Annotated in this window: 22 protein-coding genes; 7 read left to right on the forward strand and 15 right to left on the reverse strand. The window is 56.8% G+C overall.

The genetic code is table 11. The annotated features are described in order from the left end of the window. Positions 1 to 106: 106 nt before the first annotated feature. The 3 genes from ACQ4N8_RS23760 to ACQ4N8_RS23770 all read right to left on the reverse strand — a co-directional run bounded on the left by ACQ4N8_RS23760 (position 107) and on the right by ACQ4N8_RS23770 (position 3,827). Positions 107 to 1,375, reverse strand: a complete 1,269-nt coding sequence (locus tag ACQ4N8_RS23760) for an MFS transporter (RefSeq protein WP_430706830.1) — start codon at positions 1,373 to 1,375, stop codon at positions 107 to 109. A gap of 471 nt (positions 1,376 to 1,846) precedes the next feature. Continuing rightward, a complete protein-coding gene (locus ACQ4N8_RS23765; RefSeq protein WP_430706831.1) occupies positions 1,847 to 2,890 on the reverse strand; it encodes an ABC transporter substrate-binding protein in 1,044 nt (347 codons plus the stop codon). 94 nt (positions 2,891 to 2,984) lie between these two features. Continuing rightward, positions 2,985 to 3,827: a helix-turn-helix domain-containing protein gene (locus ACQ4N8_RS23770; protein WP_430706832.1), complete on the reverse strand. Its 843-nt coding sequence runs from the start codon at positions 3,825 to 3,827 to the stop codon at positions 2,985 to 2,987. 136 nt (positions 3,828 to 3,963) lie between these two features. On the opposite strand from ACQ4N8_RS23770, the gene ACQ4N8_RS23775 reads away from it, so the two are divergent. Then, entirely contained in the window at positions 3,964 to 4,677 is a 714-nt protein-coding gene (locus tag ACQ4N8_RS23775; RefSeq protein ID WP_430706833.1) for a glycosyltransferase, read from the forward strand. 107 nt (positions 4,678 to 4,784) lie between these two features. Here ACQ4N8_RS23775 and ACQ4N8_RS23780 read toward each other — a convergent pair whose 3' ends face one another. Further along, a complete protein-coding gene (locus ACQ4N8_RS23780; RefSeq protein WP_430706834.1) occupies positions 4,785 to 4,967 on the reverse strand; it encodes a DUF2524 domain-containing protein in 183 nt (60 codons plus the stop codon). 62 nt (positions 4,968 to 5,029) lie between these two features. Next, a complete protein-coding gene (locus ACQ4N8_RS23785; protein ID WP_430706835.1) occupies positions 5,030 to 5,482 on the reverse strand; it encodes a MarR family winged helix-turn-helix transcriptional regulator in 453 nt (150 codons plus the stop codon). Positions 5,483 to 5,643: 161 nt separating this feature from the next. Between ACQ4N8_RS23785 and ACQ4N8_RS23790 the strand changes: the two genes are divergently transcribed. Continuing rightward, a complete protein-coding gene (locus ACQ4N8_RS23790; RefSeq protein WP_430706836.1) occupies positions 5,644 to 6,138 on the forward strand; it encodes a glutathione peroxidase in 495 nt (164 codons plus the stop codon). Positions 6,139 to 6,199: 61 nt separating this feature from the next. On the opposite strand, the gene phnE (ACQ4N8_RS23795) is transcribed toward ACQ4N8_RS23790, so the two are convergent. The 4 genes from phnE (ACQ4N8_RS23795) to ACQ4N8_RS23810 all read right to left on the reverse strand — a co-directional run bounded on the left by phnE (ACQ4N8_RS23795) (position 6,200) and on the right by ACQ4N8_RS23810 (position 9,814). Beyond that, positions 6,200 to 7,012 carry a phosphonate ABC transporter, permease protein PhnE gene (phnE, locus tag ACQ4N8_RS23795; protein WP_430706837.1) on the reverse strand — a complete coding sequence of 271 codons (813 nt, stop codon included), beginning with the start codon at positions 7,010 to 7,012 and terminating at the stop codon, positions 6,200 to 6,202. After that, on the reverse strand, positions 7,009 to 7,824 hold the full coding sequence (gene phnE / locus ACQ4N8_RS23800; protein ID WP_430706838.1) for a phosphonate ABC transporter, permease protein PhnE: 816 nt from the start codon (positions 7,822 to 7,824) through the stop codon (positions 7,009 to 7,011). Before phnE (ACQ4N8_RS23800) ends, phnE (ACQ4N8_RS23795) begins: the two co-directional genes overlap by 4 nt. Next, positions 7,824 to 8,624, reverse strand: coding sequence for a phosphonate ABC transporter ATP-binding protein (phnC, locus tag ACQ4N8_RS23805; protein WP_430706839.1), 801 nt, complete (start codon positions 8,622 to 8,624; stop codon positions 7,824 to 7,826). The genes phnE (ACQ4N8_RS23800) and phnC overlap by 1 nt, the downstream gene beginning before the upstream one ends. 176 nt (positions 8,625 to 8,800) lie before the next feature. After that, the gene (locus ACQ4N8_RS23810; protein WP_430706840.1) at positions 8,801 to 9,814 is read right to left on the reverse strand and encodes a phosphate/phosphite/phosphonate ABC transporter substrate-binding protein; all 1,014 of its coding nucleotides are present in this window, start codon (positions 9,812 to 9,814) and stop codon (positions 8,801 to 8,803) included. Positions 9,815 to 10,003: 189 nt separating this feature from the next. Here ACQ4N8_RS23810 and ACQ4N8_RS23815 point away from each other — a divergent pair, with 189 nt between their 5' ends. The 4 genes from ACQ4N8_RS23815 to ACQ4N8_RS23830 all read left to right on the forward strand — a co-directional run bounded on the left by ACQ4N8_RS23815 (position 10,004) and on the right by ACQ4N8_RS23830 (position 14,494). Then, positions 10,004 to 11,641 (forward strand): bifunctional metallophosphatase/5'-nucleotidase, encoded by a 1,638-nt coding sequence (locus ACQ4N8_RS23815; RefSeq protein ID WP_430706841.1) that lies wholly within the window; start codon positions 10,004 to 10,006, stop codon positions 11,639 to 11,641. A 109-nt stretch (positions 11,642 to 11,750) separates the two neighbouring features. After that, positions 11,751 to 12,350: a class I SAM-dependent methyltransferase gene (locus ACQ4N8_RS23820; RefSeq protein ID WP_430706842.1), complete on the forward strand. Its 600-nt coding sequence runs from the start codon at positions 11,751 to 11,753 to the stop codon at positions 12,348 to 12,350. 54 nt (positions 12,351 to 12,404) lie between these two features. Next, entirely contained in the window at positions 12,405 to 12,683 is a 279-nt protein-coding gene (locus tag ACQ4N8_RS23825; RefSeq protein ID WP_430706843.1) for a hypothetical protein, read from the forward strand. A gap of 116 nt (positions 12,684 to 12,799) precedes the next feature. Next, positions 12,800 to 14,494, forward strand: coding sequence for a methyl-accepting chemotaxis protein (locus ACQ4N8_RS23830; protein ID WP_430706844.1), 1,695 nt, complete (start codon positions 12,800 to 12,802; stop codon positions 14,492 to 14,494). A gap of 776 nt (positions 14,495 to 15,270) precedes the next feature. Here the strand turns inward: ACQ4N8_RS23830 and ACQ4N8_RS23835 are convergent. The 4 genes from ACQ4N8_RS23835 to ACQ4N8_RS23850 all read right to left on the reverse strand — a co-directional run bounded on the left by ACQ4N8_RS23835 (position 15,271) and on the right by ACQ4N8_RS23850 (position 19,419). Further along, positions 15,271 to 15,897, reverse strand: coding sequence for a YkoP family protein (locus tag ACQ4N8_RS23835; protein WP_430706845.1), 627 nt, complete (start codon positions 15,895 to 15,897; stop codon positions 15,271 to 15,273). A 508-nt stretch (positions 15,898 to 16,405) separates the two neighbouring features. Beyond that, complete coding sequence (locus ACQ4N8_RS23840; RefSeq protein ID WP_430706846.1) at positions 16,406 to 16,942, reverse strand: phosphatase PAP2 family protein; 537 nt, start codon at positions 16,940 to 16,942, stop codon at positions 16,406 to 16,408. A gap of 57 nt (positions 16,943 to 16,999) precedes the next feature. Next, a complete protein-coding gene (locus tag ACQ4N8_RS23845; RefSeq protein WP_430706847.1) occupies positions 17,000 to 18,220 on the reverse strand; it encodes an MFS transporter in 1,221 nt (406 codons plus the stop codon). A 50-nt stretch (positions 18,221 to 18,270) separates the two neighbouring features. After that, positions 18,271 to 19,419, reverse strand: coding sequence for an MGDG synthase family glycosyltransferase (locus ACQ4N8_RS23850; RefSeq protein ID WP_430706848.1), 1,149 nt, complete (start codon positions 19,417 to 19,419; stop codon positions 18,271 to 18,273). A 772-nt stretch (positions 19,420 to 20,191) separates the two neighbouring features. Here ACQ4N8_RS23850 and rlmN point away from each other — a divergent pair. Next, a complete protein-coding gene (gene rlmN, locus ACQ4N8_RS23855) occupies positions 20,192 to 21,241 on the forward strand; it encodes a 23S rRNA (adenine(2503)-C(2))-methyltransferase RlmN (RefSeq protein WP_430706849.1) in 1,050 nt (349 codons plus the stop codon). 76 nt (positions 21,242 to 21,317) lie between these two features. Here the strand turns inward: rlmN and ACQ4N8_RS23860 are convergent, their stop codons facing one another. Further along, a complete protein-coding gene (locus ACQ4N8_RS23860; RefSeq protein ID WP_430706850.1) occupies positions 21,318 to 22,091 on the reverse strand; it encodes a sporulation protein in 774 nt (257 codons plus the stop codon). Positions 22,092 to 22,285: 194 nt separating this feature from the next. Then, positions 22,286 to 23,491 (reverse strand): MFS transporter, encoded by a 1,206-nt coding sequence (locus tag ACQ4N8_RS23865; RefSeq protein WP_430706851.1) that lies wholly within the window; start codon positions 23,489 to 23,491, stop codon positions 22,286 to 22,288. Positions 23,492 to 24,172 lie beyond the last annotated feature (681 nt).

Here is a 24,172-nt window from a genome sequence, read left to right on the forward strand (position 1 = left end):
GCGATTGAACCGCCGTGTACCGAACGGTATGCACGGTGGTGTGGAAGGTCGGCTACTCAATTAATGGGTAGCCTCCTATCCGATTAAGGTGCACTGGCCTCCCAGGTTACAACAGCTCGTTCCGCTTCCGCAAATAAGCGTACAAGACCCCGCTGGCCAAGGCGCACAGCAGAGCGCATACGCCGATAAAGGCGTACCCCGCCTGCAAGCCGCGCAGTAGTCCGAGCCCGGTATCGCCGCCGCCGGAGAACAGCTCCTTGATTCCATCGATGATCGCGCCGATCAAATAGTTGCCGATCACGCTGCCGACCCCCATCAAGGTGACGATGAAGGTGATGGCGGCGTCGCTGGCGGAGCGGTATTTTTGGGCGATGAGCGCCATGACGGTCGGGTAGATCGGGGCGATGCCGATGCCGGCGGCCGCGAACAGGAACGCGCCGGGCTCGCCGGCCCAGATGCCGATCAGGGTGCATAGGCCCGAAACGCCGGAGAATAGGATCAGCGATAACGTAAAGCCGATTTTATCCGTGATCGGGCCGAGCACCAACCGCGCGAACGTGAAGCAGAGGAAGAACGCCGACAGCATGCCGGAAGCGCCGGCGGTGCTCCAGCCGTAGGCTTTCTCCAAGAAGTTGACCAGCCAGCCGCCGACGGCCATCTCCGAGATGACGCCAAACGACAGCACCAGCACGATCAGCCAGATGGCCGGGTCGCGCATGAGCTGCTTCATCGGCATCCGCTCGCCGCCTTGCTCTTCTTCCCCGGGAAAGCGGCTGAGCAGCGCCGGAATCATCGGAATGATCGCCAGCGTCAGCATGATCAGGTACATGCCGCGCCAGTCGAGGATATGGCCGCCGATCGAAACCGTCATCAGCCCGGATGCAATCATCGGGGCTACGGTCGAGCTCAACCCGTAGAAGAAATGGGCGAGGTTCATCATCGTTCCGGTATTGCCGACGAAGATGCGGGCGGCCAATATGGCCAGTGCGATCTCCAGCATCCCGTTGCCGATGTACATCAGGAAATAGGAGCCCGACAAGGCCGGAAAGCTGCGCGAGGCAAAGATGAACAGCCCGGACACGGTCATCGATCCGAAGGCGATCAGCGTCACCGCTTTGGCTCCCCATTTGCGGGTCAGGTACGCCGTAAACGAGCAGGCCAGCAAATAACCCAGCGAATTAAGCGAAAGGAGCGTGCCGATCTGCATCTCGTCGATGCCGAAGTCCGTTTGGATGCGCGGAATGGCGGGTCCTTTGATATTTTCCGAGAAGCCGAAGATCAAGAATCCGATAAAGACGGTAAGCAGTTGAAACATATAATTCCGCTTCGCGGAAGCGGCTTTGGGTTCCGTATGAGTTTGCAATTGTGCTTTCAAGGAATATCCTCCCGGTGTCACGATGGGTGAAAAAGGCCGACAGCCAAATCGTAACATAACTTCGGGCACCCAGCTATCATAAAGTTTCCCGCAGCCGATGCGGATTTGCGGTGCCTGACCTTGGACCGCTTAGGCAGGGGGACGAAACGTGCAAGTTTGGCGACTACGCTGCAAAAACGGCTAACGGACACAGGAGGCGCTATGTTGCGCAAAAAGGCGGATTTATGAAAATAACGGACTGGAGCGCCCTTATTTGCTCGAATTCGGCCGATCAAGCAGCCAAAAGCGCAAATAAGGACGCTGGAGTCCGTTAGCTATGAAAAGATGCCGAAAATTCGAAAATAAGGTCACTAGGGTCCGTTAGGGCTCGAGAATCGGCGGATCGCCTAAACTTTTGAGATCCGTCCCGTAAGGGACGGCAAGGACTCGGCCGGGCCGAACCCGAACCCGCTGCCCGCAGTCGCCAAGCGACTATTTCTGCATGATTTGCTCGATGACGCCGAGGCCTTTCGATTGGCCCATCGCCAAGGGTCCGACGATCTCCGTATCGATCACGTGCAGGTTGCCGTTTTTGACCGCCTTCAGCCCGTTCCAGACCGGATTTTTGCTAAGCTCGTCCAGGGTGAGCTCCGCGGCCCCGGTGAAATCCTCCCCGAGGAAAATATAATCGGGATCGATGCCGGCCACGCCTTCCAGGCTGATTTCCGCCCAATCCTCCATCCCGTCGAATTTGGCGAAGCCCAGGCGGTCATAGTAGGGCTCCATCCGCACGCCGCCGTAATAGTTGAAGCCTTTGCCCCAGGTCATCATGAAGATGGCCGTTTTCCCTTTTGCGCCGGTCGCGTCCATTTTCGCCGCCAATTCGTCCAGCTTCGCATTGTAGTCGGCTATATACTGTTCGGCTTTGGCTTCCTCACCGATCACCGCCGCTATCTTCGCAATGGTGTCCTGCCAGTTTTCGGATTGGCGGATCAACACGGTCGGGGCGATTTTGGCCAACTGGTCGTCGATTTTCTCATCGTCCTCCCAGGCAATGATGACGTCCGGGTCCAGCGCCAAGATGCTCTCCATACTGGCCGTGTCGCCCAAGTCGGCAATGTTCCCTTGCTTCGTAAACTCGTCATAGACGGGGAAATTCTGCAAAGATTTCAGGCCCACGACCCCGGCCACGACGTCCTGCTCCCCGATTGCAAACAGATGGTCGGCATACGGGAAATAGGTGATGGCGACCTTCTTCGGTTTTTCGTTCAGCACCGTTTCGCCTTTGTCGTGCTTGATCGTGATCGGGAAGCTCGCAGTCGCCGCCGCGTCGCCGGAGGACGTCCCCGAACCGCCATTGTTCGCAGCGGCAGCGCCCGTACCCGCGTTCCCGGCAGCGCCCGCATTGTCCGTTGCCTCCGTTCCGTTGCTGCCCGCATTGGACGGAGAAGCCGTCCCGCACGCCGCCGCCGTCATGGCCAATAATAAAATCACGATGAGGGGAAGAAATCCCCATTTCTTGTAAGATAACAACAATTGCCGTTCCTCCACTTCGATGTATATTGATAATGATTTTCATTTTCAAATCAAATTATAATCAAAACCGGGTGGGCTTGAGAATAGACAATTGTCAAAGGACAGGTGGATGATTTCCGGATCGGTCGCGAAATTCGCTTGGGGAGCAGCCGATATGCTTTCGAAACAGCCTGCTGAAATAATGGGCATCGACGTAACCGACGCTCTCCGCGATATCGCTGATGCTGCAGCGGCTGGTCGCAAGCAGCTGGCGGGCTCTGGCCATCCGGTGCCGGATGACATAATCGATCGGGAACAGGCCGATGTATTTATGAAACCAATACGCGAATTTTTTGACGTCCATATCGTATAAGCCGGCTAATTTCTTCAGATTGAGCGATTCCATGTAGTGCTCATGGATGTATTCCAGGGCATGCTCGACGGTGCTGCGGCTCTCGATATTCTGGCGGCTGCGGGCACAGCTCACGATTTCGTATACCGTGCCGTAGAACAACTCCTTGGCGCGGACCGCTTGCAGCATACCCGGCGTCGTCATCGCGGCATGCAGCAAACGCAGCATCTCCACGATATGCGGATTTTCTCCGGTTTCCAAGCCGTAGTGCGTTTCATGGTATGCCGCGGTATTGCCGGCCGGCAGTTCCAGCGAATAGTGAATCAAAGCGTACTCGAAACCGGAAGGATCTAGGTCGAGCTGGAGCGTCATGTTTTTGGCGCCATGCACGATGATGCCGGGAACCAGCTCGTAAGGGGTGCCGTTTAACGCGAACTTGGCTTGCCCCCGCAGGGCGAACACGAAACCGGCATACGGGGTGGGTCGGTCCGGCGAATGGCCGTCGTAATGCCCGGGCTCCAGGCTTGATAGATACGTGCCGTGAATCGTTAAGGCGCCGGCAGCGAATTGCCCGGCGAGTTCGTTCAGATCAACGATGGGAGTCACCTGCTCTCCTGATAGGGTGGCGAATTGTAGTTTTATTTTACTAGGACAAGCCAACAGGGAAAAGGAATGAAATCGAATTTTCCAACCATAATAAAAAATGGCCCCTGCCATTTATGCCCAAAAAGGAGAAGATATGATGATATGGACATTTCGAACCATGATGTGGTTGTGCTTGCCCCTGCTGATGTTAGCGGGACCTTGGGTCATGCGCACTGAGGCTGCAGGCCATGGCGGCCCCGTGCACGTACGGCAGCAAGAAGCGATAGACTCGGTCCATACGCCGGAACCGGCGCAGGCAGCCGTCAAAAAATCCGCTTGCGATCCCGCAGCGGAACGGTTGAGAGCGCAAATGCGCAAGCTGTGGATCGACCATGGGTATTGGGCGAGAACTTCCCTCGTCAGCAGTATTGCCGGATTGGAGGACAGCGAACCGGTGTTGGCCCGGCTGCTAAAAAACCAGCAGGACATCGGAGACGCGGTGAAGCCGTATTACGGAGAGGAGGCAGGCAACAAGCTTGCGGAGCTGCTGCGGGAGCATATCTTGATAGCCGGCAAGCTGAAGGAAGCGGTCCAGAAGGGGCATCGGGAAGATGCGGACAAATACAAAACGGACTGGTACCGCAACGCCGAGGATATCGCTACCTTTTTGAGCAAGGCCAATCCGGCCTGGTCGTTCACCGAACTGAAGGCGTTGCTGGACCGCCACCTGGACTTGGTCGCCGAGAACCTGAATGCGCGCTTGAACAAGGATTGGCAGGCGGATATTCGCGTTTTCGACGAAGGCGAGGACCATTTGATCCGGCTGGCGGACGTGCTGGCCGAAGGCATCGTGAAGCAGTTCCCGCAATAATTCGGCATGCCGGGGAAACGCTAGGATAGCGGAAAGCCTCGATTTACCCGATAAAAAACACCCGTTCCCGGGCGATTTGCCGCGGCGAGACGGGGGTTTTTCACATCCTAATGGTGAATGTCGCATTTGTTCATAATGAACGAAATTTGATTTTCGAGCCGGTTGATCTGCTCCTGCGTTTCCGGATCTTCCTTGCCCAAACCGCGCATCGAGGCCAACTCCTGCTTCAGCTGATGCAAATCCTCTCCGGCGCGGGCGCAGTCGTAGTTGCTTTCGAGATTTTCCAGCATGCGTGACTCTCCTCCATAGGTTTCTCGGGTACACTTCCCTATTATGGAGGATTCGGGGCATCTTATTCAGGCTGGGCGGAAGCACCGCCGATTTTGCGCAGGAAATCATTGATCTGCCCATGCATCGCGGTGATATCGTCCATGTTGACCTCGGTCCCGGCAAACAGCTGCATGGGCACGCTGCAGGCCTTTTCCCGCAAAGCCCGGCCCTCTTCGGTCAGCTCGATGATCACGTTGCGTTCATCGGATTTATCGCGGGTTCTCGTAAGGAGGTTCATATTTTCGAGTTTTTTGAGCAGCGGCGTCAGCGTGCCGGAATCCAGGAACAGCTCCGCCCCCAGCTCCTTGACGGTCACGCCGTCCCGCTCCCATAAGGAGAGCAGCGTAATATACTGCGTATAAGTGAGCCCGAACTGGGACAACAGAGGCCGATATAGCTTCATGATCTCCCGGGAGCACGTATAAAAAGCGAAGCACAGCTGATTATCGAGTTTCATCAATTCATCGGTATTCATGTTCTCACCTGCCATTTAATTGTATGCAATTCGTTTCGTTGTTGAGTCATTATAGCATTTGTTCACATGGCAAGTAAAGTGGATTCGGAATTGACATCGTTATACCAATTGTATACAATTAGATTACACTAAATTTAATGAGGCGCAGGAGGTATCGGTTGATGTCTTTATACGATATTGAGGTCAAAACGATTCGGGGCTTGGAGCAAACGTTGGAGCCGTATCGCGGCCAGGTGCTGCTGATCGTCAACACGGCGACCAAATGCGGGTTCGCCCCCCAATTCAAAGGCCTGCAAAAGCTGCACGACACTTACAAAGACCGGGGATTCTCCGTGCTCGGCTTCCCCTCCGGGCAATTCGCCAATCAGGAGCTGGGGACGGATGAGGAAGTGGCGCAAGCTTGCGAGCTGAATTTCGGGGTTTCGTTTCCGCTGTTTTCCAAAATCGACGTAAACGGGAAAACCGCCCACCCGCTGTTCCAGCTACTGACGAAGGAAGCTCCGGGCGTGCTGGGCTCCAAGCTGATCAAATGGAACTTCACCAAATTCCTGGTCGACCGCAGCGGCAAAGTCGTGAAACGGTTTGGGCCGGCGGACGAACCGGAGAAAATCGAAGGACAGATTCGCGAGCTGCTTGGCGCAGAGGCGAGAGTGTAAATACCGGGCAACGCAAAAGAAACCTCCCACCCGTAATCAAGGGCGTGGAGGTTTCTTTTGATTATACGAGTTTTTTGCGCAAAGCTCCGGAAATCAGATCCAGGATCGTAATCATCACGATGATGCCCAGCAAAATGATCCCGACGCGGTCCCAGTCCCGCGAGCTTAAGGCGAAGATCAAAGGGGTGCCGATGCCTCCGGCTCCGATGACCCCGAGAATGGTCGCGGAGCGGAGATTGATTTCGAACCGGTACAGGGTGTACGACAGGAACCCCGGAAGCACCTGCGGCAGCACGGCGAACCACAAGATTTGCAAACGGTTCGCTCCTGCGGCAATCAGCGCTTCGGTCGGTCCTTTATCCATGTTCTCGATCTCGTCGGCAAACAGCTTGCCCAGCATCCCGACCGAATGCAGCCCGAGCGCCAGCGCGCCGGCAAAGGCATTGGGACCGACGGCCTTGATAAACAAGAGCGCCATGACGATCTCGGGGAAGGTTCGGATAAAGCTGAGCAGCATTTTGCCCGGACCGGAAACCCAGCGGGTCCGGCTCATGTTAACCGCCGACCAGAAGGCGAACGGGATGCAGACCAGCGTGGAAATGAAGGTGCCCAGAATCGAGATGGTCAACGTATCGAGCAGTCCCCGCAGGAGATCCTCGCCATCCGGCAAATAGACGTAGTCCCAATCGGGCGAGAACAGGCCGGAGAAGATCGACCTCGTGATTTGGCCGGCGGTTTCCTTGATGCCGTCAAAAGGGATCCCGGCGAACGCCCAGATATAAATGAGAACCAGCAGCAGGTAAATCAGCCAGCGATAACGGTTTTTTTTCGGTTTGGGTATTTTGCGTTGCCATGTATTCGCGTTTGTCGTCATAACAGTTTCTCCCGCAGTTTGGTGCTTGCATAATCGATCAGCAATACGACCGCCAAAGTAAACAGAATAATCATGCACGTTTTATCATATTCCAAGAATCCCAAGGTTACCTCGTAATAGTGACCAATCCCTCCTGCCCCGACCAGGCCAAGCACCGCCGCGGCGCGGACGTTGATTTCGAACGTATACAGCACGTACGAAATGAAGTGCGCCTGAATTTGCGGCACGACGCCGAACACGATGCGCTGAACCGGCGTCGCTCCGACGGACGTCATCGCCTCCAGCGGCCCGCGGTCGATCGTCTCCAGCGCCTCGTACGACAGTTTGGCGACCAGGCCAAACGAAAAGACGGTCAGCGCAAGCATCCCGGGCAGCGGGCCAAGCCCGAAGATGGCGACGAATAACGCCGCCAGCAGCAGGTCGGGGATCGTCCGCACCAGGTTCAGAAGAAAGCGGACTGGCTGGTAAATCCACGCGCTGCGGCTGAGGTTGGCGGCGCAGAGCAGCGCCACCGGAACGGCGAGGATCGAGCCGAAGGTCGTACCGATGAGCGCCATGCGAATCGTCTCCAGCATCGCCGGGACGATGTTGTCGAAATAGCTCCACTTCGGCGGGAACATTTCCCGCAGCAGGTCGAGCATGTTGGGCGCGCCTTGGACCAGCTTGCCAAGCGTGGCCTCCGTGTTTACGCTGCTGCCCCACAATAGCAGCAGGATGATCACGGCGGTCAAATAGTGCTTGAGCTTGCTGGGCGCTTGGGGGCGATTCGGGTTCGAGCCGGCCTTGACGTTGGCTTGCGGATGTGCGCTCATCAGGTCTGCGCCTCCAGTACTTGCGGCCCCGGAAGCCGGCTGGCCAGCAGCTCCTCGCGATCGATCGCCCGGCCGTAGATATCCGCGAACCGCTCGTCGGTCGCTTCCGATACGGGGCCGTCGAATACGACTTGGCCGGCTCGCAATCCGATGATCCGGGTCGCGTACTGACGAGCCAGATCGATAAAGTGCAGGTTGACGATCGTCGTAATGCCGAGTTCGACATTGATGCGCTTCAAATCGTCCATGACCTGCTTGGTCGTCAGGGGATCGAGCGAGGCGACCGGTTCATCGGCAAGGATGATTTTGGCCTCCTGGGCCAGCACCCGGGCGATCGCCACCCGCTGCTGCTGGCCGCCGGAGAGCTCATCGGCCCGGGCGTACGCTTTTTCCACGATATTCACCCGATCCAGCGCCTGAAAAGCCAGCTCGAGGTCCTCCGCCGGAAACCGGCCGAACAGCGTGCGCAGGGTGGAGTGGTAACCGACCCGGCCGGCCAGCACGTTGCGCAGCACGGAGGAACGCTTCACGAGATTGAAGCTTTGGAAGATCATGCCGATGTCGCGGCGAATCGTCCGCAGCCCCTTGCCGGAGGCCTTCGTGATCGACTGGCCGTCGATCAGGATATCGCCTTCGGAGATGTCGTGCAGCCGGTTCATGGACCGCAGCAGCGTCGACTTGCCGGCGCCCGACAGCCCGACGATGGCCACGAATTCGCCTTTGCCGATCTTCAGGTTGATTTGATCGAGCCCCTTGGTGCCGTTCAGGTATGTTTTGGATACGTTGCGAAGTTCTATCACGTCAGGACCACCCTTTGTCTACGATTTATCTGGAAAAAACGCACAGCCAGCCCGGAGAGCGGGGGCACTCCGAACTGGCCTGCATCAATCTATCATGCCGCTTTCTAGTGATCTCTGCAGCATATGAAATGGGAGTTGGCGAAATGTTGGGTTGCTGCGTTTTTTTGATTCGTGAACTACTCGGTTTTGACTTTCTCGTTGTATTCGCGAACGATATCGAACACGCTGTCGTTGGATTCCACGTAGCCTTCATGCGTATAAATATCGGCGATGATTTGATGCCCCTCGGCGTCTTTGCCGATTTCAATGAACGCGTCTTTCAGCTTTTGCACCCATTCGGCGTTCATGTCGGAACGAACGGAGATCGTATCGTTCGGAATCGGCTCGGTAAAGGCCAATACGCGCGTATCTTCGAATACTTTCGGATAATCCTTGACGACGGTGTTGCGCGCGTCCTGGAAGATGGCGGCTGCATCTACGTCACCGTTCAAAACCGCGATGACGCCTTGGTCATGGCCTTTGACCGTAATCGGTTCAACGTCGGATAGCGGATCCAGGCCGGCTTCCTGAAGCTTTGCGGCAGGCCATACATATCCGGCGGAAGAAGTTACGTTCTGGTAGGCGATTTTTTTGCCTTTCAGATCTGCGACCGACTTGATATCGGAGTCCTTCTTAACAATAATCATCGATTTGTAGAAATCGACCAGTTGATCCGTTGGAGCGCCGGTCTCGTCCTGCACCCCAAAACGCTGCGCCTGCAAAATGACCTCGGCCGCGCCTTTGTCCTTCGCCAGTACATAAGCGGTCGGAGGCAGGAAGCCGACGTCGACTTGCTTGGAAGCCATCGCTTCGATAATCGTATTGTAGTCGGTCGATACGCTGACTTTAACCGGAATGCCCAGACGGTCGGACAGCAGCTTCTCCAGCGGTTTGGCTTTGGCTTCGAGTGTATCGGCATTTTGCGAAGGTACGAATTGCACGGTCAATGTTTCGGGTACGTAACCGGCGTCGGCAGGCGTTTCCGCAGCGTTAGCCGTGTCGGCACTCGCATTCGCTGCGGTTGCGTTCGTTTGGCCGCCCTCGGCGGAGGCGTTTCCGCTGGTGTTCGCCGGAGCGTTGTTTCCGCAGGCGCTCAGGACGACGGAGAACGTCAAGAACAAGGGTAAAATGAACTTGGTAATCTTTTTCAATTCGTATGACCTCCACATATTCTCATTTTTAATGATTCCTTGATTACTATAAAAGAGTTTTATTAACGTGCCGTCAGGCGAGAGGACAGGTTTTGTTAAATTTGCAAATTCGGAATTTTTACATAAATCGCGAATATCGTTGCTAGAATGGAAGTAATGCGTAAATTCAGGACAAAAGGTGGACTGTACATGAACTTGAACGCAAACCTGGGGCAAATAAACGCGGTGCATCCGGCAGAAGCGACCTGCGAGATTCTGATCACCAGCGACATTCACGGTTCCGTATATCCGACGGATTACCGCACGCCTGCGGAGCGGCCATTGGGCTTGGCCAAGCTGGCCGCGATGATTCGGCGCGAACGCGAGCAAACGCCGGATCTGCTGCTGGTGGATAACGGGGACGTGATACAGGGGACGCCGCTTTGTTCTTTCTATGTAAAAAACCGCAGCGGGGAAACGCACCCCGCGATCCGCGCCATGAACGACATGGGCTATGATGCGGCGGTGCCGGGCAACCATGAATTCAATTACGGGCAGGGCCTGCTGGATAAAGTCATGGAGGATTCGCGGTTTCCTTGGCTCTCGGCGGGAATCGAGGATGCGGAGCGGGGGGAGCCTGCGTTCGGCAAACCGTATTGGGCGACGACGACCAAGCAAGGAGTCAAGGTGGCTATTCTGGGCGTTACGACCCATTACATCCCGCATTGGGAGCACCCGCGGCATATCGCCGGCTGGGCGTTCCGGGACGCGCTGGAGACGGCGAAAACCTGGGTTCCCCGCATTCGCGAGGCGGAGCGGCCCGATTTAATGGTGGTCTGTTATCACGGCGGGTTCGAGCGGGATTTGCGGACGGGAGAGCCGACCGAGCGATTGACCGGCGAGAATCAGGGGTACGCCATGTGCATGGAGGTACCCGGCATCGACGTGCTGGTCACGGGGCATCAGCACCGGATGATCGCCGGAGAGACCGGCGGGGTAACGGTGATTCAGCCCGGCTGCCATGGACAAGCCCTGGGGAAGATCGCCGTTCGCTTCCATCGGGGAGAGAACGGTTCGTGGACCATCGTGGACAAGCAAGCCGATCTGCTCGTACCCGATGAAACGGTTGCGGCCGACGCCAAGGTGCTCGAGTTGGTCCGTTCCATGGAAGCGGACACGCAGGCCTGGCTGGACCAGCCGATCGGCAAAGTGAACGGCGAGATGAGCATCAGCAGTCCGCTGGCCTGCCGCTTGGCCGACCATCCGTTCATGGAATTCGTCAGTCGGGTGCAGATGGAAGCAGCCGGCGTGGACGTATCGAATGCGGCTTTGCTGAACGAGGAATCCGGGGGCTTTCGCGGCAGCGTTACGATGCGCGACGTGTTGACGAATTTTATGTATCCGAACACCCTCGCGGTCCTGCGGTTAACCGGACGGGACATTCGGGAAGCGCTGGAGCAGACGGCCCAGTATTTTAACGCGGGACCGGGCGGCGAAATCAGCATTAATCCGGCCTACGTGGAGCCCAAAGCGCAGCATTATAACTATGACATGTGGGAGGGCATCGAATATGAGCTGGACGTCGCCAGGCCCGTGGGGCAGCGGGTCGTCAAGCTGAACCGGAACGGCGCCGCGCTGGAGGACGAGGCGGAGGTCGACGTCGTCATGAACAATTACCGCGCCGGCGGGGGCGGGGATTACGAGATGTACCGGGGCAAACCGGTGATCAAGGAAATCCAGACCGATATGGCGGAGCTGGTGGCGGAGTACATTATGAAATATGGTACGATCCAAGCTTCCTGCGACAGGAACTGGAGGGTAATTGCGCAAGGTGCGGGGGGATCCTGATAAAATCGATAGATTCTGGTAAGCTATATAAGTTGACCTAAAGAAAGAATAGAAGTAGGCGGCTTATATTTAAGAAGAATTCATCCTGCGGCTAAAGGAGCAACCACGTATGCGTATAACCCCCGGTCAGATGCTGTCCGCCATAGGTCTCATCGTCGTTCTGCTGGCCGTGCTGGCGATCGTGTACCGAAGCTGGCGGAACGGGATCTCGCCGATGCCTAGCTCGGCGGCGGTTCGCAAGGCGGCGATAGCCGAGCTCCGGCGGATGATGGTAATACGGGACAAGGCCACGGCCGGGGCCGAATACCGGGCGAGTCCCCGGTCCGGAGCCATCGTCGAGGCCGGATCCGGCTGGGGCACGCTTGCGTTGGACATCGCCAGGGCGCTGCCGGAACGGCGGGTGACGGGGATCGAAAATTCGGGAATCCCGTGGTTGTTTTCGCGCTTGGCTGCGGGGATGAGCGGCTGCCGGAACTTGGAGCTGCTTCGGGGCGATCTGTACGCCTATCCCTATGAAACCGCGGCATGGGTCGTTTGCTATTTATATCCGGGCGCGATGAAGCGGCTGGATCCGCTTTTTCGCGAGAAGTTAGCCTCGGGATCGCGGGTCGTCAGCATCTGTTTCGCTCTCCCCGGTTGGCGGGCGGACAAGGTGGTGGCCTGCCGGGACCTGTACCGGACTAAAATTTATGTTTACAAGATAGACTAAGGGAATGGGCTACAATGACAACGTTGGATTCGAGAAGACAGGAGTTGAATTGAAGTGAGCGATCAGGTGAATGAACAGGAGCTTGTCCAGTATATCGCCGGCAAGTCGAAGGCCGATCCGGAGAGCATCCGGCTGGTGCTGAAGCATGAGGCGGATTTCATCAACCGGGCACAGCAAGGCGCTAAGGACGAGGTCGAAATCGACGGCGACGAGTTGGTCGATTATGTGTTAGGCCGCAACGACGTGAAGCTGGACGAGTTGACGGTGGAAACGATCCTCGATTTGGAAATGGATTATTACATGGAAAAAGGTCTTGCCGGGTACGTCGATTAGCTGCAAATAAAAGTGGCCCAGGCCCCTAAATCTTGGGGGCGCTGGGCTTTCTTTTGCTACAAAATTTGGATATCTGCCATTATGATGAAATCATAATATCTTGGGGGGCAGAAAGCATGCGCATTCGAAGCATCGGGACGAAAATTAGCTTGATGATCATCGGTATTCTGGTGGTTGTGGCGGCCGCCATCGGCGGGGTAGCGATCGAACAGATGGAGAGTGGAATCAAAACGTTCGCCACCGCCAAAGCGAAAGGCGATCTGGAATTGGTGAGCCGCTACCTGGATAGTAGGTATCCCGGTGCTTGGCGTGTTGAAGGGGAACAGTTATACAAAGGCGACACGGTCATGAACGGGAATTTCGAATTCGTGGATGAGATCGGGGAACTGACGGAGGACACGGTTACGATTTTCCAAGGCGATACGCGCGTGTCGACCAACGTCTTAACAGAGGGTGAACGGGCGGTAGGCACAAAAGTGTCCGATCAGGTGGCCGATATCGTCCTGAAAGGCGGCAACAGCTACTACGGGGAGGCCGTGGTCGTCGGCCAAACGTATCAGGCCGCTTACGGACCGATCACATCCGAAAGCGGCGAGGTCATCGGCATCCTGTATGTAGGGGCGCCGCAGCACTTAATGGATACCATTCGCGGGACGTTTATCCAACACTTCGCCGTCGTCTTGGTTGCCGCGCTGGTGATTTCCATCGTGCTGATTCTGGGATATATGCGCGGCATGAAAAAACGGATCGGCCGGGTGGCCGAGGCGATGGAACAAGCCGGTGCCGGCGATTTTACGGCGGCGATCCGCGACAGCTCGCGCGATGACATCGGGCGGCTGGGCGTGGGCTACAACCGAATGGGGGCCAACCTGCAGCAGCTCGTTCAGCAGGGACTGCTCGCCTCGGACAAGGTCGCCGAGGCCACCCGAAAGCTGCATCTGGTCGCGGAGCAAACCAATGCCGATTCCGCCCGGATCGCGGCCTCGATCGAACAGGTTGTCGCAGGGGCGGAGAGCCAAACGATGAGCACGGCGGAGAATGCCCGGGCGATGGAGGAAATCGCCATCGGCGTGCAGAATATCGCCGAGCATGCGGCCGGCGCCGCCGAACTGGCGGGACAATCGCGACAGCAGGCTGCCTCCGGCGGGGAGCAGGTTCGCCGGACGGTGGAGCAGATGGGCTCCATCGACCGGTCCGTGCAGGCCAGCGGTTCGCTGATCCGCCTGCTGAACGAGAAGTCGCAGGAAATCGCCTTGATGGTAGAGGCGATTCAGGGCATTTCCCGCCAGACCAACCTGCTGGCGCTCAACGCTTCGATCGAGGCGGCGCGCGCCGGCGAGGAGGGACGCGGCTTCGCCGTGGTCGCCTCCGAGGTCCGCAAGCTGGCCGAGCAGTCGGAGGCTTCGTCGGAGCGGATCGCCGAGGTCATGGCGGAGATCGATACGGACATCAAGCAGTCCTTGGAAGCGATGGATCGCGTGATCGGGGAGGTTGAGGCGGGACTCGCGTTGTCGCAGGAAACGGATCGCAGCTTTGCCGGCATCGCCGCCTCGAGCGGTCAGATCGCCGACCAGATCGAGCAGCTCGCCGCCACGGCCCAGCAGATGTCCGCCGGCATCGAGGAGGTCACGGCTTCCGTCCACGTCATCGCCGATATCGCCCAGAGCGCAGGCGACGCTTCACGGGAGGTGACCGCCGCCTCGGCCAATCAGCTGTCGGCCATCGCGGACATCAATGCGTCGTGCGCCTCGCTGTCGAAAGTATCCGGCGAGCTGCAGCAGGTGCTGAGCAAGTTTAAGGTGAAGGCCTAGCTTGGGCTTGCTTTATCGGAAGTAACCGGTTCCTTGAACGTAAACCATCCAAGGTTTCAGCGAAAGGCTCTACAGCAGTGGCGATGTTGAATACGCTGGATGAAATTTCGTATAACAGGTTGCCCAAAGCCCCGCTTTCAGAACGAAGGTTGCGAAATATCGTACAGAATGCACCCTGACCGTTGTCCATTGAGACTTTTTGTATGAAGAATCATACAAATTCATATAAATCGCCCTGTTTTTGAGGTTTTTATACGATTTTTCGTATAAACCTTTGTCATTGTTGGTCCAGCGCCTCGTGAGCTGCATGACAGATCCTTGGCGGGCGAGTCATCCGTTAACGTAAACAGGGGCGAAGGCAAACGGATTGCATGAAGCAAGAAGGCTAACGGATCGGAAAGACCTTATTTGCCGAATGAAACGCCGTTCTAAAATTTAACGGACAGGGGAGCCGTTATTGGCTCGAAAAAGAGCGGATACGTGCCTAACAACGCCGAATAAGGTCTGTGGTTTCCGTTACATTGTAAAAACCACCAGAATCCGCTAAATAACGGCGCTGGGGTCCGTTAGAATTCAGTTCACGATAGAACCCAAGCCCCAAACCCCTATCCAAGGCGAACGTGCGGCTTTGATCTGGATAGGGGTTCTTTTTACACCGGTACCGCTGGATGAAAACCGGTCCGTAGGGCGGCATTAACAATCGCCGGAAGGCTGACGGTTCGTTAGATGACATGCTGCTCTGGTTTTGCTGAATTGTTGGGGTGTCCCCGGGCCTCTTATACGACCGCTTTCTCCACCCCGAACCGGCGGATTAGCGACGAGCGGGTCATGACCAGCTTCATCGGGATCAGCTTTTCCGTATGGCCGGTGATCCGCTTTCGGTTGCTCGGATGGAAGACGGTTAGCAGCAGCCGCAGATAGGAGGTCGTCAACGCGCGGAACGTGCCTTGCTCGACGTGATGCGTTTCGAAGCCAAGTCCGTGCGTGATGCCACGGTGCAGCAAAGTGATGCCCTGCAGCGCCTTAACCTGGCTGAGCTGCGGGTTTCTTTGCATTTCGGCGCAAATTTGCTGCATGGCGCTTCTGGTGAGGCGGGCAATCATCAAGGCGACGCGGTTGGCTTCGTTGGATTGTAGCATGGCGAGGATTTTTCGATTGTCCAGATGCAGCTCTCCGATCCAATCGCCGTCATGGATCCACGTGCCGTCTTCGCATTGCATGCCCTTTCCGCGATATTTGGTCACGAACATTTTGCAGATGCCGAATTCTCCGGCGTATTGGGAGCGCAGGCGGCTGAACAGCTCGAACACCCGCTCCCAGCCCATCCAAACCCATTGGATGGCTTGCTTAATCATGGTACCGGCTTGCATCGGAATTCCCTCTTTCCCTCGTTTTTGGTTCATATCATTTACTCCGGCGGCTGGTTTGGCAGGATGGCCGGGGTGGGGCGTCATGCGTTTTAGTAGATGCTTCTCTTGCGTCGTGCGTAAAGAAATGTTGTAAAACGTACAACAATTTCTGGAGTTTTGGTCCATAGTTGTGCAAATGTTGCATTTCGTGCAACAATTTCGGCGGAGAAGGCCACTTTTGCTCAAAAATGTTGCACGGAATACATCAATTTGGCCTAGGGCTGCCTTTGAAGACTCAGAATGTTGTATGGAATACAACATTTTGCCGAGGAGACCCAGGGGATCGGTTCGGTCCCGTCTGGTACAGACTTCCAGGCTTCGGCATCCCGTCAGAGCTGCTCAGCCTGCCAATTACCAGCTTCGGCGTCCCGTCAGGACTTTCCGTTCTGTCAGAACGCTACCTCCGCTGTCCCCCGCTGCCCTGCACTGACCGTCTGTTCTGCCCTGTTCGGTCAACAGGGAAGCATCCAGCTTCCATGTCAGCTCGCTGCCTTGCCCGTTCCTACGCAATCCCGGCGAACAAGACAACCAGCAGCGCGGTTACCGAGCCGACAAGGCCGCCGGCCAGCACGTCGGAGGGGTAGTGGACGCCGAGGTAAATCCGCGACAGGCCGACGACGCAAGCCAACGGCAGCAGCAGTTGGGCAAGAGCGGGAGCGGCGAACAGGAACGGGATGAAGGCAGAGAAGGCCGCCGTCGTATGCCCGGAAGGAAAAGAGTAGTCCTTGAGCGGATGAATCGAGATTCTCGCTTGCTGCAGGGCCTCGTATGGCCGGGTACGCTGGAACCGTTTTTTGATCAGGACCGCCAGCAGATGGCTGAGCGTCAAGGCAATCAGGCTGAGCCAGCCTGCTCGCTGTAAGGGCCCCGACGCGAGGAGGATCACCGAAATCGTGAAGGCGATTGTAAAAGCGGCGCTCCCAAAATGGGTCAGCCCCTTCAGTATCCGGTCCAACACCGGATGGCTAAGCGAATGATTGCACCAGAGGAACAAACGATCGTCATACTCGCGCAGTCTAAGGAAATAACGATGTCTCATTTTGGACCACTCCACTCCCATGGAAAAAATAAATGTTTTGCTCCCCGACAAACCAGCTTACTGCTGCTGACCCAGCGACTGCCCGCCTTGGCCCGGTTTGTGCTGGCGCACCGGCCGAATCCAGTAGAACAACATGATGAAAAACAACAGTATTGCGCTGATCCCCACCGTCACGGTTTCGTCGAAGCTCTCGGCCATCCAGCCGCCCAGGATCGGGCCGAGGATAACGCCAATGCCCTCGATGCCGGAGAGGACGCCCCAGCCGGTCGCTTTCTGCTCGGCGGGAACGAAGTAGGAGAGGATCGCGTTCCATGCCGGCAGCACGGCGGCGTAAGCCGCGCCAAGACAGACGGCAAGCAGCATCGTGCTGAACATTTGCCGGGAATAGATCAGCAGTCCCAGGCAGACGGCTAAAGCGCCAAAACCGGCGATGAGCAGCCACTTATGGCCCCATTTATCGGCCAGCCTGCCCATCGGAATCAGGAGCAGCACGGTCATCAAGCCACCGGCCATCAACACGATCGAATATCCCGAATAGTCGAGCGCCAAATATTCGGAGGCGAAGCTCGGGAGGACGGGTACCAGCAGGCCTGCGGCCAGCGTCTGCACGATCATCCCGGGCACGAGCGGCTTCATCTGCCCCAGCTTGTACCGAATCTGCAGCATTTGCTGTTTAAACGGAACCGCGTCCGCATGCAAGCGCCGGGAAGGGAAATCGACTCCCTTGAAGGCGGCCAGCAGCCATCCGGCGGACCAGCACCCGGCGAGCAGCCAGAACGACAAGGCATAGCTGCGGTCGATCAGAAAATTGACGGCCACCGGTCCAAGCCCCAGCGAAACCAGCCAAATCGTGTATATCGATCCCATCTGCGAGCCGCGGCTGTCCTCCCGGATCTCGGAAAGGCACAGCAGCCAAACGGGCGAGACCCCGATCCCGATCAGCCCGGCTCCGAGGATGATCGCCCACGGGGCGCTGACGCCGTAGGAGACGAACAGCCCGAGCAATCCGAGCATGAGGAAAATATTCAAAATCAGCCGCGCCGGGAACCGGTCCAGCACATATCCGGCGATAACCTTAATCAGCGTGTCGGCCAGATAATGCACCGAGATGGCCAGGCCGACCGCCGCCAGCGTAATGTGCCGCTCCTTGGCATAGGCGGGCAGGAAGGAGATCAGAAAGGCGCTGCGGGCGATTTCGGTCAAGAACAAAATGGCCGCGCAATGCAGAAAAGAAGGCGATATATGGTTCCGTAACGTACCTTGAGTTAAACGTTTCATGATTTGCAAGGCTCCTATGTTTCGTATTTGCCAAATCCGAACGGCTTGCTTTATTGACTGTCGGCCAAGGCCGGCAGCCGGCCTGCCATTTGCAGTACATCCCGGACAATCGTGTCGGTCGCGTGCCCTGCGGCCAATGCGTCGTATTGCTGAAGCATCCGGCTTCTCGTCACCTCGGAATACAGGATTTCATGCACTTGTCCCACCAGATCCCGTGCGGAGGAGGCAATCGCGGCCGCCCCTTTGCGTTCCAGGTAACGGGCGTTCTCCCGTTCCTGTCCGGAGAACGGCTTATAGATTACGATCGGCGTGCGAATCTGGATCGCCTCGGACAACGTAATGCCGCCGGCCTTCGTGATGATGCAGGAGGCCTGGCGCATGCGGTCATGGATCGCTTCGACGTAACCGAACAGGCGAAGCCGGGAATGTCCGGCGAACCGGCGTTCCAGGCGCCGCCTCAGCTTGTCGTTGCCCCCGCAGACGATATCGACCCGGACGCCCGGCTGCGCAAGCAGCTTGGCGGCGATGAGCTGAATATCCGGCAGGGGGATATGGGCACCCATCATGATCAGGACGGAGCGGGTGCCTGCTTCGGAAGGAGCCTGCTGCCGCATCTCGGCGGGAGCGTCCCGTTCATAGAACGGCTCCCTGACGGGAATCCCGCTGACGGTGATCGTATTCGGCCGCACGCCTCGCCGCACCATTTCGCGCTTTAAGTCCTCGGTCGCCACGTAAAAACGGTCCGGGCAGGTGAACAGCCAGCGGTTGTGCAGGCTGAAATCGGTCACGACGGTGAACAAAGGCACATCGATGCCGTGCTTCTTCAACTGGTCCGAAACGCCGCCGAAAGGGAAGGTGCTGATAATGGCGTCCGGGCGTTCCTTCTTCAGGATGGACATCATTTTTTTCATGCCCAGCAAATTGCTCCATTTCGCCAAGGCGCTCGATTGCTCGAGGTCCCGGGTCGCATAATAACTCCAGCCGTAATAGTCGAGGCCGTATGCGGAGAAAACCGGGCTGTACAAGTACAAGTATCGGGAAACGGAATTCATCCCCGGATGGGCCTCGCGGTACAAATCGACGATGCTGACCGAGCCGACGCCCGAGCGGTAAAAGGCTTGCTCCAACGTTCGCGCCACCTGGATATGGCCGTTGCCGTATCCGGCGGTCAGGATGACGATGTGTACGTTTTTCTTCATGGCTAGATGCCCGCCTTTCCACCGAAATTTAAACGCACGGTCCGTACTGCTTATTCGCTTCGGTATCTAGTATATAGGATGCATGGGTAGACCAAACCGGCCGTGCGGCGTGATTTGACTTGCGACCATAGTCCAGTTTGAGCCCTGGACCGGCCGTTAGGATTAGGGGATTTTGAAATGAACGTTGCATGGAGGAACGTCGGAAGAATGCGGCGGTTGCCGCATTATCGGCTTCGGACCGATAAAGACTTACTTTAACTGTAGGCCACTAATGTTAACCCTCGTTTAACCAGGAAGCCGATCTGTGTAAAACGGCGATGCAGGCGGCACGCAGGATCCGTTTTTTTACCTGTGGCAATGGGTGGAGCGAATTATGTATAATATAAGAATGATTTTTAGAGGTTGTTCAAAAAGTCATCATTGGATCACGAAGTAAGCTAACGGACACCAGTAACGCTATTGGTCCGCTTTAGGGTAGTTTCCGATTCTAACGGACCGAGGAGACCTTATTTCGGTCAAAAGCGGCGAATTGGCCGCCGTGGGAGCCAAATAAGATCGCTGGAGTCCGTTACATCGGGAAATAGCCGGGAAATGGGCAAATAAGGTCATTACGGTCCGTTACGCAGCCGCGCTACCGGGCGTCCCTGACTTCATCCAACCTCAAGCGATTTGCAAAAACGCACATCGGAAGCCAAAGCTTCGGTGCTGAAAAGCCGACTTTTCAAACATATATTAACACGCATTTAAAGTTAGGATTGGAAAGAGGATACGCATGGATAAACAATCGGTTTATGGATTAACGAGGGATCAGCTGGCCGCCTGGCTGCTGGACCATGGACATAAAAAGGGGCGGGCCGAGCTCGTCTGGGACGGACTGTACCGCAGCCGGGTTACCGAATTCGCAGCGATGGAGGGCGTTCATCCGGAATGCCTGGACCTGCTTGACCGAAGCTTTGCCGTCGAAACGCTGCAAGAGCATGTGCGTCAGGAGTCCGTCGACGGGACGATCAAGTTCCTGTTCCGCCTGCAGGACGGCAATCTGATCGAAACGGTGCTGATGCGGCATAAATTCGGGTTGTCGGTCTGCGTCACGACGCAGGTCGGCTGCAACATCGGCTGCAGCTTTTGCGCCAGCGGGCTGCTGAAGAAGAGCCGCGATTTAACGAGCGGGGAAATCGTGGAGCAGGTCATGAAGGTGCAACTGCACCTGGACCGGCAGGGGGAAGGGGAGCGGGTGACCCACCTCGTGGTGATGGGCATCGGCGAGCCGTTCGACAACTACGACAACGTGGCGGACTTCCTGCGGGTCATTCAGGATCCGAAAGGGCTGGCGATCGGCCCGCGGCACATCACCGTTTCCACCAGCGGCTTGGCGGACAAAATCATCGAGTTTGCCGACTCCGGCCTGCAGGTGAATCTGGCCGTGTCGCTGCACGCGCCGAACAATGAGCTACGCACGCGGATCATGAAGATCAATCGGGCCATCCCGATCGAGAATCTGATGGCGGCGATCGACTATTACCTCGACAAAACGAACCGGCGGCTCACGATCGAATATATCTTGCTTAAAGGCGTCAACGACGGCAAAGAGCATGCCCTGGAGCTGGCGGAGCTGCTGGGCGACCGGTTCGTGAACGTCAACCTGATCCCGTACAATCCGGTGGATGAGCACAGCCAATACCAGCGGAGCGAGCAGGATTCGGTGCTGGCTTTTTACGATGTGCTGAAAAAGCAGGACATCAGCGTCAGCGTCCGCCTGGAGCACGGCGCGGACATCGACGCGGCCTGCGGACAGCTGCGCAGCAAGCAACTTAGCCGTTAATGGAAGCCGCTTTACGCGGCCGTCGGCGCCAAAAAGGACCTGGGCTTGAGAGCCCTAGGTCCTTTTTGGTGCGGCATTAAAGATGTCTGGCGATCATGGCTTCCAACTGGGCGGCTACCGCTTGCGGTCCGCGAAGGAGCTCCTCCTTCGATAACGGGACCCGCAGGAAGCGCTCATCCATCGACATGGCCTCGGCGAACAAACCGCTTAAGCCTCTGGCGCGGCGATCGACCTGAAGCACCAGCTCCAGCGCGTCGCCTCTAGGGAAGAACAGGACCTCCAATTCGTCCAGGTAGCCGCGGAACCTGTTTCCCGGCACATATTCGAATTCCTGCACGAACGGCAAGGCGCCGCCGAGTCTCGGGGCATAATCGTTCGTCACTTCGCGCAAGCGGAACCCAAGCAAATCGACCGCATCCAGAACGGTCTGCATCTTCGCGTCCGGCAGGACCTGGATCAAATCCTCATCCTTCGGATCGACGGCCAAGTCGATGTCGAGCCCGGTTTCGACCCAGATCGGCACGTTGCGCAGCGTCACCGGCATTTGGTCCGGGAGCTTGAACCGGAAGGGGATTTGCTTGCGTTCCCCGGCCCGCAGCGGGAAGCCTTCGGCGATCAGGTATTTGGCGATCGTGCCGGTTTCCCTGATTTTGCGGTCGTTCGATTCGCGTATGTAGTTGGTTTTCAGCGTCAGATAAATGTTGTCGATGGATTGATCCGTCTGTCCTCCTTCCACGTAGACGGTTCCGCGAAGCTCGCCGCCGAGCGCTACCTCGGCCGTATCCAGCTCCGTGTTGATTTGCGCCGACCCGATGCCGACGCTGGCCAGCATTTTCTTAAAAAAGGACATGAGATCAACCTTCTTTCAATATTTATTCGTTTTGTCCGGATATGTAAGTATGGGTACGAAAATTATATACGGCCTGAACTTGGCTTCGGTTTCATCCCTTTACTATCTTAATGGGGGGATGGAAAAAAGACCTGCCGGATCATAATGATCCGCAGGTCTTTTTGGTGGAGCGGCAGGCGGCAAGCGCCTAATTATTAAGCTGTTCCTTGTCCCCTCTCTTGCGCGTAACTGACCGCGCCGATAATCAACGCAAGGGAGACGATCAAGGAACCGACCCAAGGCAGCGCCGACAGGCCGACATGGGTGATGACCAGGCCGCCGATAAAAGCGCCCATCGCATTGCCCAGATTCCCGGCCGAATGGCTGGAGGTGGAGGCCAAAGCCGGCGCGGCCTTGGCGAGGTTCATGATCCGTACCTGCAGGCCCGGCATGACGCCAAACGAGGCCATGCCCCAGAAGAAAATCGTAATGATGGCGAGCGCCGGACTCTGGATGGTGAAGGTAAGCAGGCCCAAGATGACCGCGACCGCCACATAAAGCCCGAGCAGGGAAGGCATCAGCTTCCAATCGGCCAGTTGGCCGCCCACGATGTTCCCGAGGGTAACGCCGCATCCGAAAATGACGAGGATCCAGGTGACGCTCTGCTCGGCAAATCCGGTGATGTCCTGCAGCAGCGGCGCGATGTAGGTGAAGACGGCGAACAGGCTCGTGTTGCCGAGCGCCGCGATCAGCAGGAACAGCAGCAGCTTGGGGCGTAGCAGGGCGCGGATCTGCTGGGACATGCCGCTGGGCGCCTCCGGCAGGAGGCGCGGAACGAACAGCAGGATGCCGCCGAGGGCAATGACGCCCATCAGCGCGATCGCGCCGAAGGAAGCCCGCCAGCCGAGCTGTTGCCCGACGAGCGTGCCAAGCGGCACGCCTACGATGTTGGCGATGGTCAGCCCGGCCATCATGATGGAGACCGCCCCGGCGCGTTTGTCCGGACGGACGAGGCCGGCGGCGATCACGGCGCCGACACCGAAGAAGGTGCCGTGGGTCAGGGCAGTCAAGATTCGCGCGGCCATCAGGACGGCGTAGTTGGGCGCTACGACCGAGATGCCGTTGCCGAGGATGAACAGCAGCATGAGCAGGCAGAGCAGCCCCTTCTGCGGGATGCGTTGGGTAAACAGCGTCATGATCGGCGCGCCGATCGCGACGCCCATGGCGTAAGCGGTGATCAACTGGCCGGCGCCGGAGATGCTGACGTTGAGGTCCGCCGCCACATTCGGCAGCAGCCCCATAATAACGAATTCGGTCATGCCGATGGCGAACGAGCCGACGGTGAGGGACAGAAGCGCGACCGGGAACGGCTCCTTGACGGCTGCGGGCGCTTTCTCGCTAAGAGCCGGCGAAGTATTCATAAGAACAACCTTTCTGAAGATCCAGCCTGAGGGTTCAACGTAACCGCGGTCTGTCCTTCCGGGAGAATAGGTAGGAATGCTTGCTTCTGGACGTATTGATACTGTTACAAAGTAAGTTTCAGTTTCCTATTATTAGGCGTGGACGGGCGAAGATCAAGCACTATTTTTAGCCGAAGAAGCCGCGGGAGGATTGTAAGCGATTACCTTTGCCGCGGTTGCGGCCGCACCCCGGAGTATGCACGGCACTTTAACGAATCCCACGATCCTTATTCGGTTTGTTCTACACGTCCGCCCATTTCTAACGAACCGGGTTAACCCTATTAGGCCGAACTGGCTGGAGAAAGCCCGGATTTTGCCCGAATAAGCGGATTAGGACTCGTTAGACCGGCTATTCGTGGGTGTCACGCCAAGCATCATTGGATGAAAATAAAGGAGAGATGAGGGCTAAGAAGACGCAAAGCGATGTAATGTGCATGTTAGGTTTTTGGAAATGGATTGGGAAATGGGCGCTTTTCATGAATATAAACCCAGATTATTTTCAAGAAAAAACCATATAAATCGCTTACATAAAAAGATTAAGCCGCGAGCTAAAATTTTCATGTTATTTATATTGACACGATTGTTTTTCATCCCTTATATTAATAACATCACTGGAGTATATAAAAACAAAACTGAACATAT

It is taken from the genome of Paenibacillus macerans (genome assembly GCF_050565405.1).
GTDB lineage: Bacteria > Bacillota > Bacilli > Paenibacillales > Paenibacillaceae > Fontibacillus > Fontibacillus macerans_B.

Bases quoted from the DNA above. Each gene is read 5' to 3' on its own strand.
- ACQ4N8_RS23860 (WP_430706850.1), bottom strand. From the start codon at position 22,091: ATGTCCTTTTTTAAGAAAATGCTGGCCAGCGTCGGCATCGGGTCGGCG.
- ACQ4N8_RS23775 (WP_430706833.1), top strand. From the start codon at position 3,964: ATGATATGGACATTTCGAACCATGATGTGGTTGTGCTTGCCCCTGCTG.
- ACQ4N8_RS23785 (WP_430706835.1), bottom strand. From the start codon at position 5,482: ATGAATACCGATGAATTGATGAAACTCGATAATCAGCTGTGCTTCGCT.
- ACQ4N8_RS23830 (WP_430706844.1), top strand. From the start codon at position 12,800: ATGCGCATTCGAAGCATCGGGACGAAAATTAGCTTGATGATCATCGGT.
- ACQ4N8_RS23845 (WP_430706847.1), bottom strand. From the start codon at position 18,220: ATGAAACGTTTAACTCAAGGTACGTTACGGAACCATATATCGCCTTCT.
- ACQ4N8_RS23780 (WP_430706834.1), bottom strand. From the start codon at position 4,967: ATGCTGGAAAATCTCGAAAGCAACTACGACTGCGCCCGCGCCGGAGAG.
- ACQ4N8_RS23840 (WP_430706846.1), bottom strand. From the start codon at position 16,942: ATGAGACATCGTTATTTCCTTAGACTGCGCGAGTATGACGATCGTTTG.
- ACQ4N8_RS23835 (WP_430706845.1), bottom strand. From the start codon at position 15,897: ATGAACCAAAAACGAGGGAAAGAGGGAATTCCGATGCAAGCCGGTACC.
- ACQ4N8_RS23815 (WP_430706841.1), top strand. From the start codon at position 10,004: ATGAACTTGAACGCAAACCTGGGGCAAATAAACGCGGTGCATCCGGCA.
- rlmN (WP_430706849.1), top strand. From the start codon at position 20,192: ATGGATAAACAATCGGTTTATGGATTAACGAGGGATCAGCTGGCCGCC.
- ACQ4N8_RS23820 (WP_430706842.1), top strand. From the start codon at position 11,751: ATGCGTATAACCCCCGGTCAGATGCTGTCCGCCATAGGTCTCATCGTC.
- ACQ4N8_RS23865 (WP_430706851.1), bottom strand. From the start codon at position 23,491: ATGAATACTTCGCCGGCTCTTAGCGAGAAAGCGCCCGCAGCCGTCAAG.
- ACQ4N8_RS23790 (WP_430706836.1), top strand. From the start codon at position 5,644: ATGTCTTTATACGATATTGAGGTCAAAACGATTCGGGGCTTGGAGCAA.
- phnE (WP_430706837.1), bottom strand. From the start codon at position 7,012: ATGACGACAAACGCGAATACATGGCAACGCAAAATACCCAAACCGAAA.
- phnE (WP_430706838.1), bottom strand. From the start codon at position 7,824: ATGAGCGCACATCCGCAAGCCAACGTCAAGGCCGGCTCGAACCCGAAT.
- ACQ4N8_RS23850 (WP_430706848.1), bottom strand. From the start codon at position 19,419: ATGAAGAAAAACGTACACATCGTCATCCTGACCGCCGGATACGGCAAC.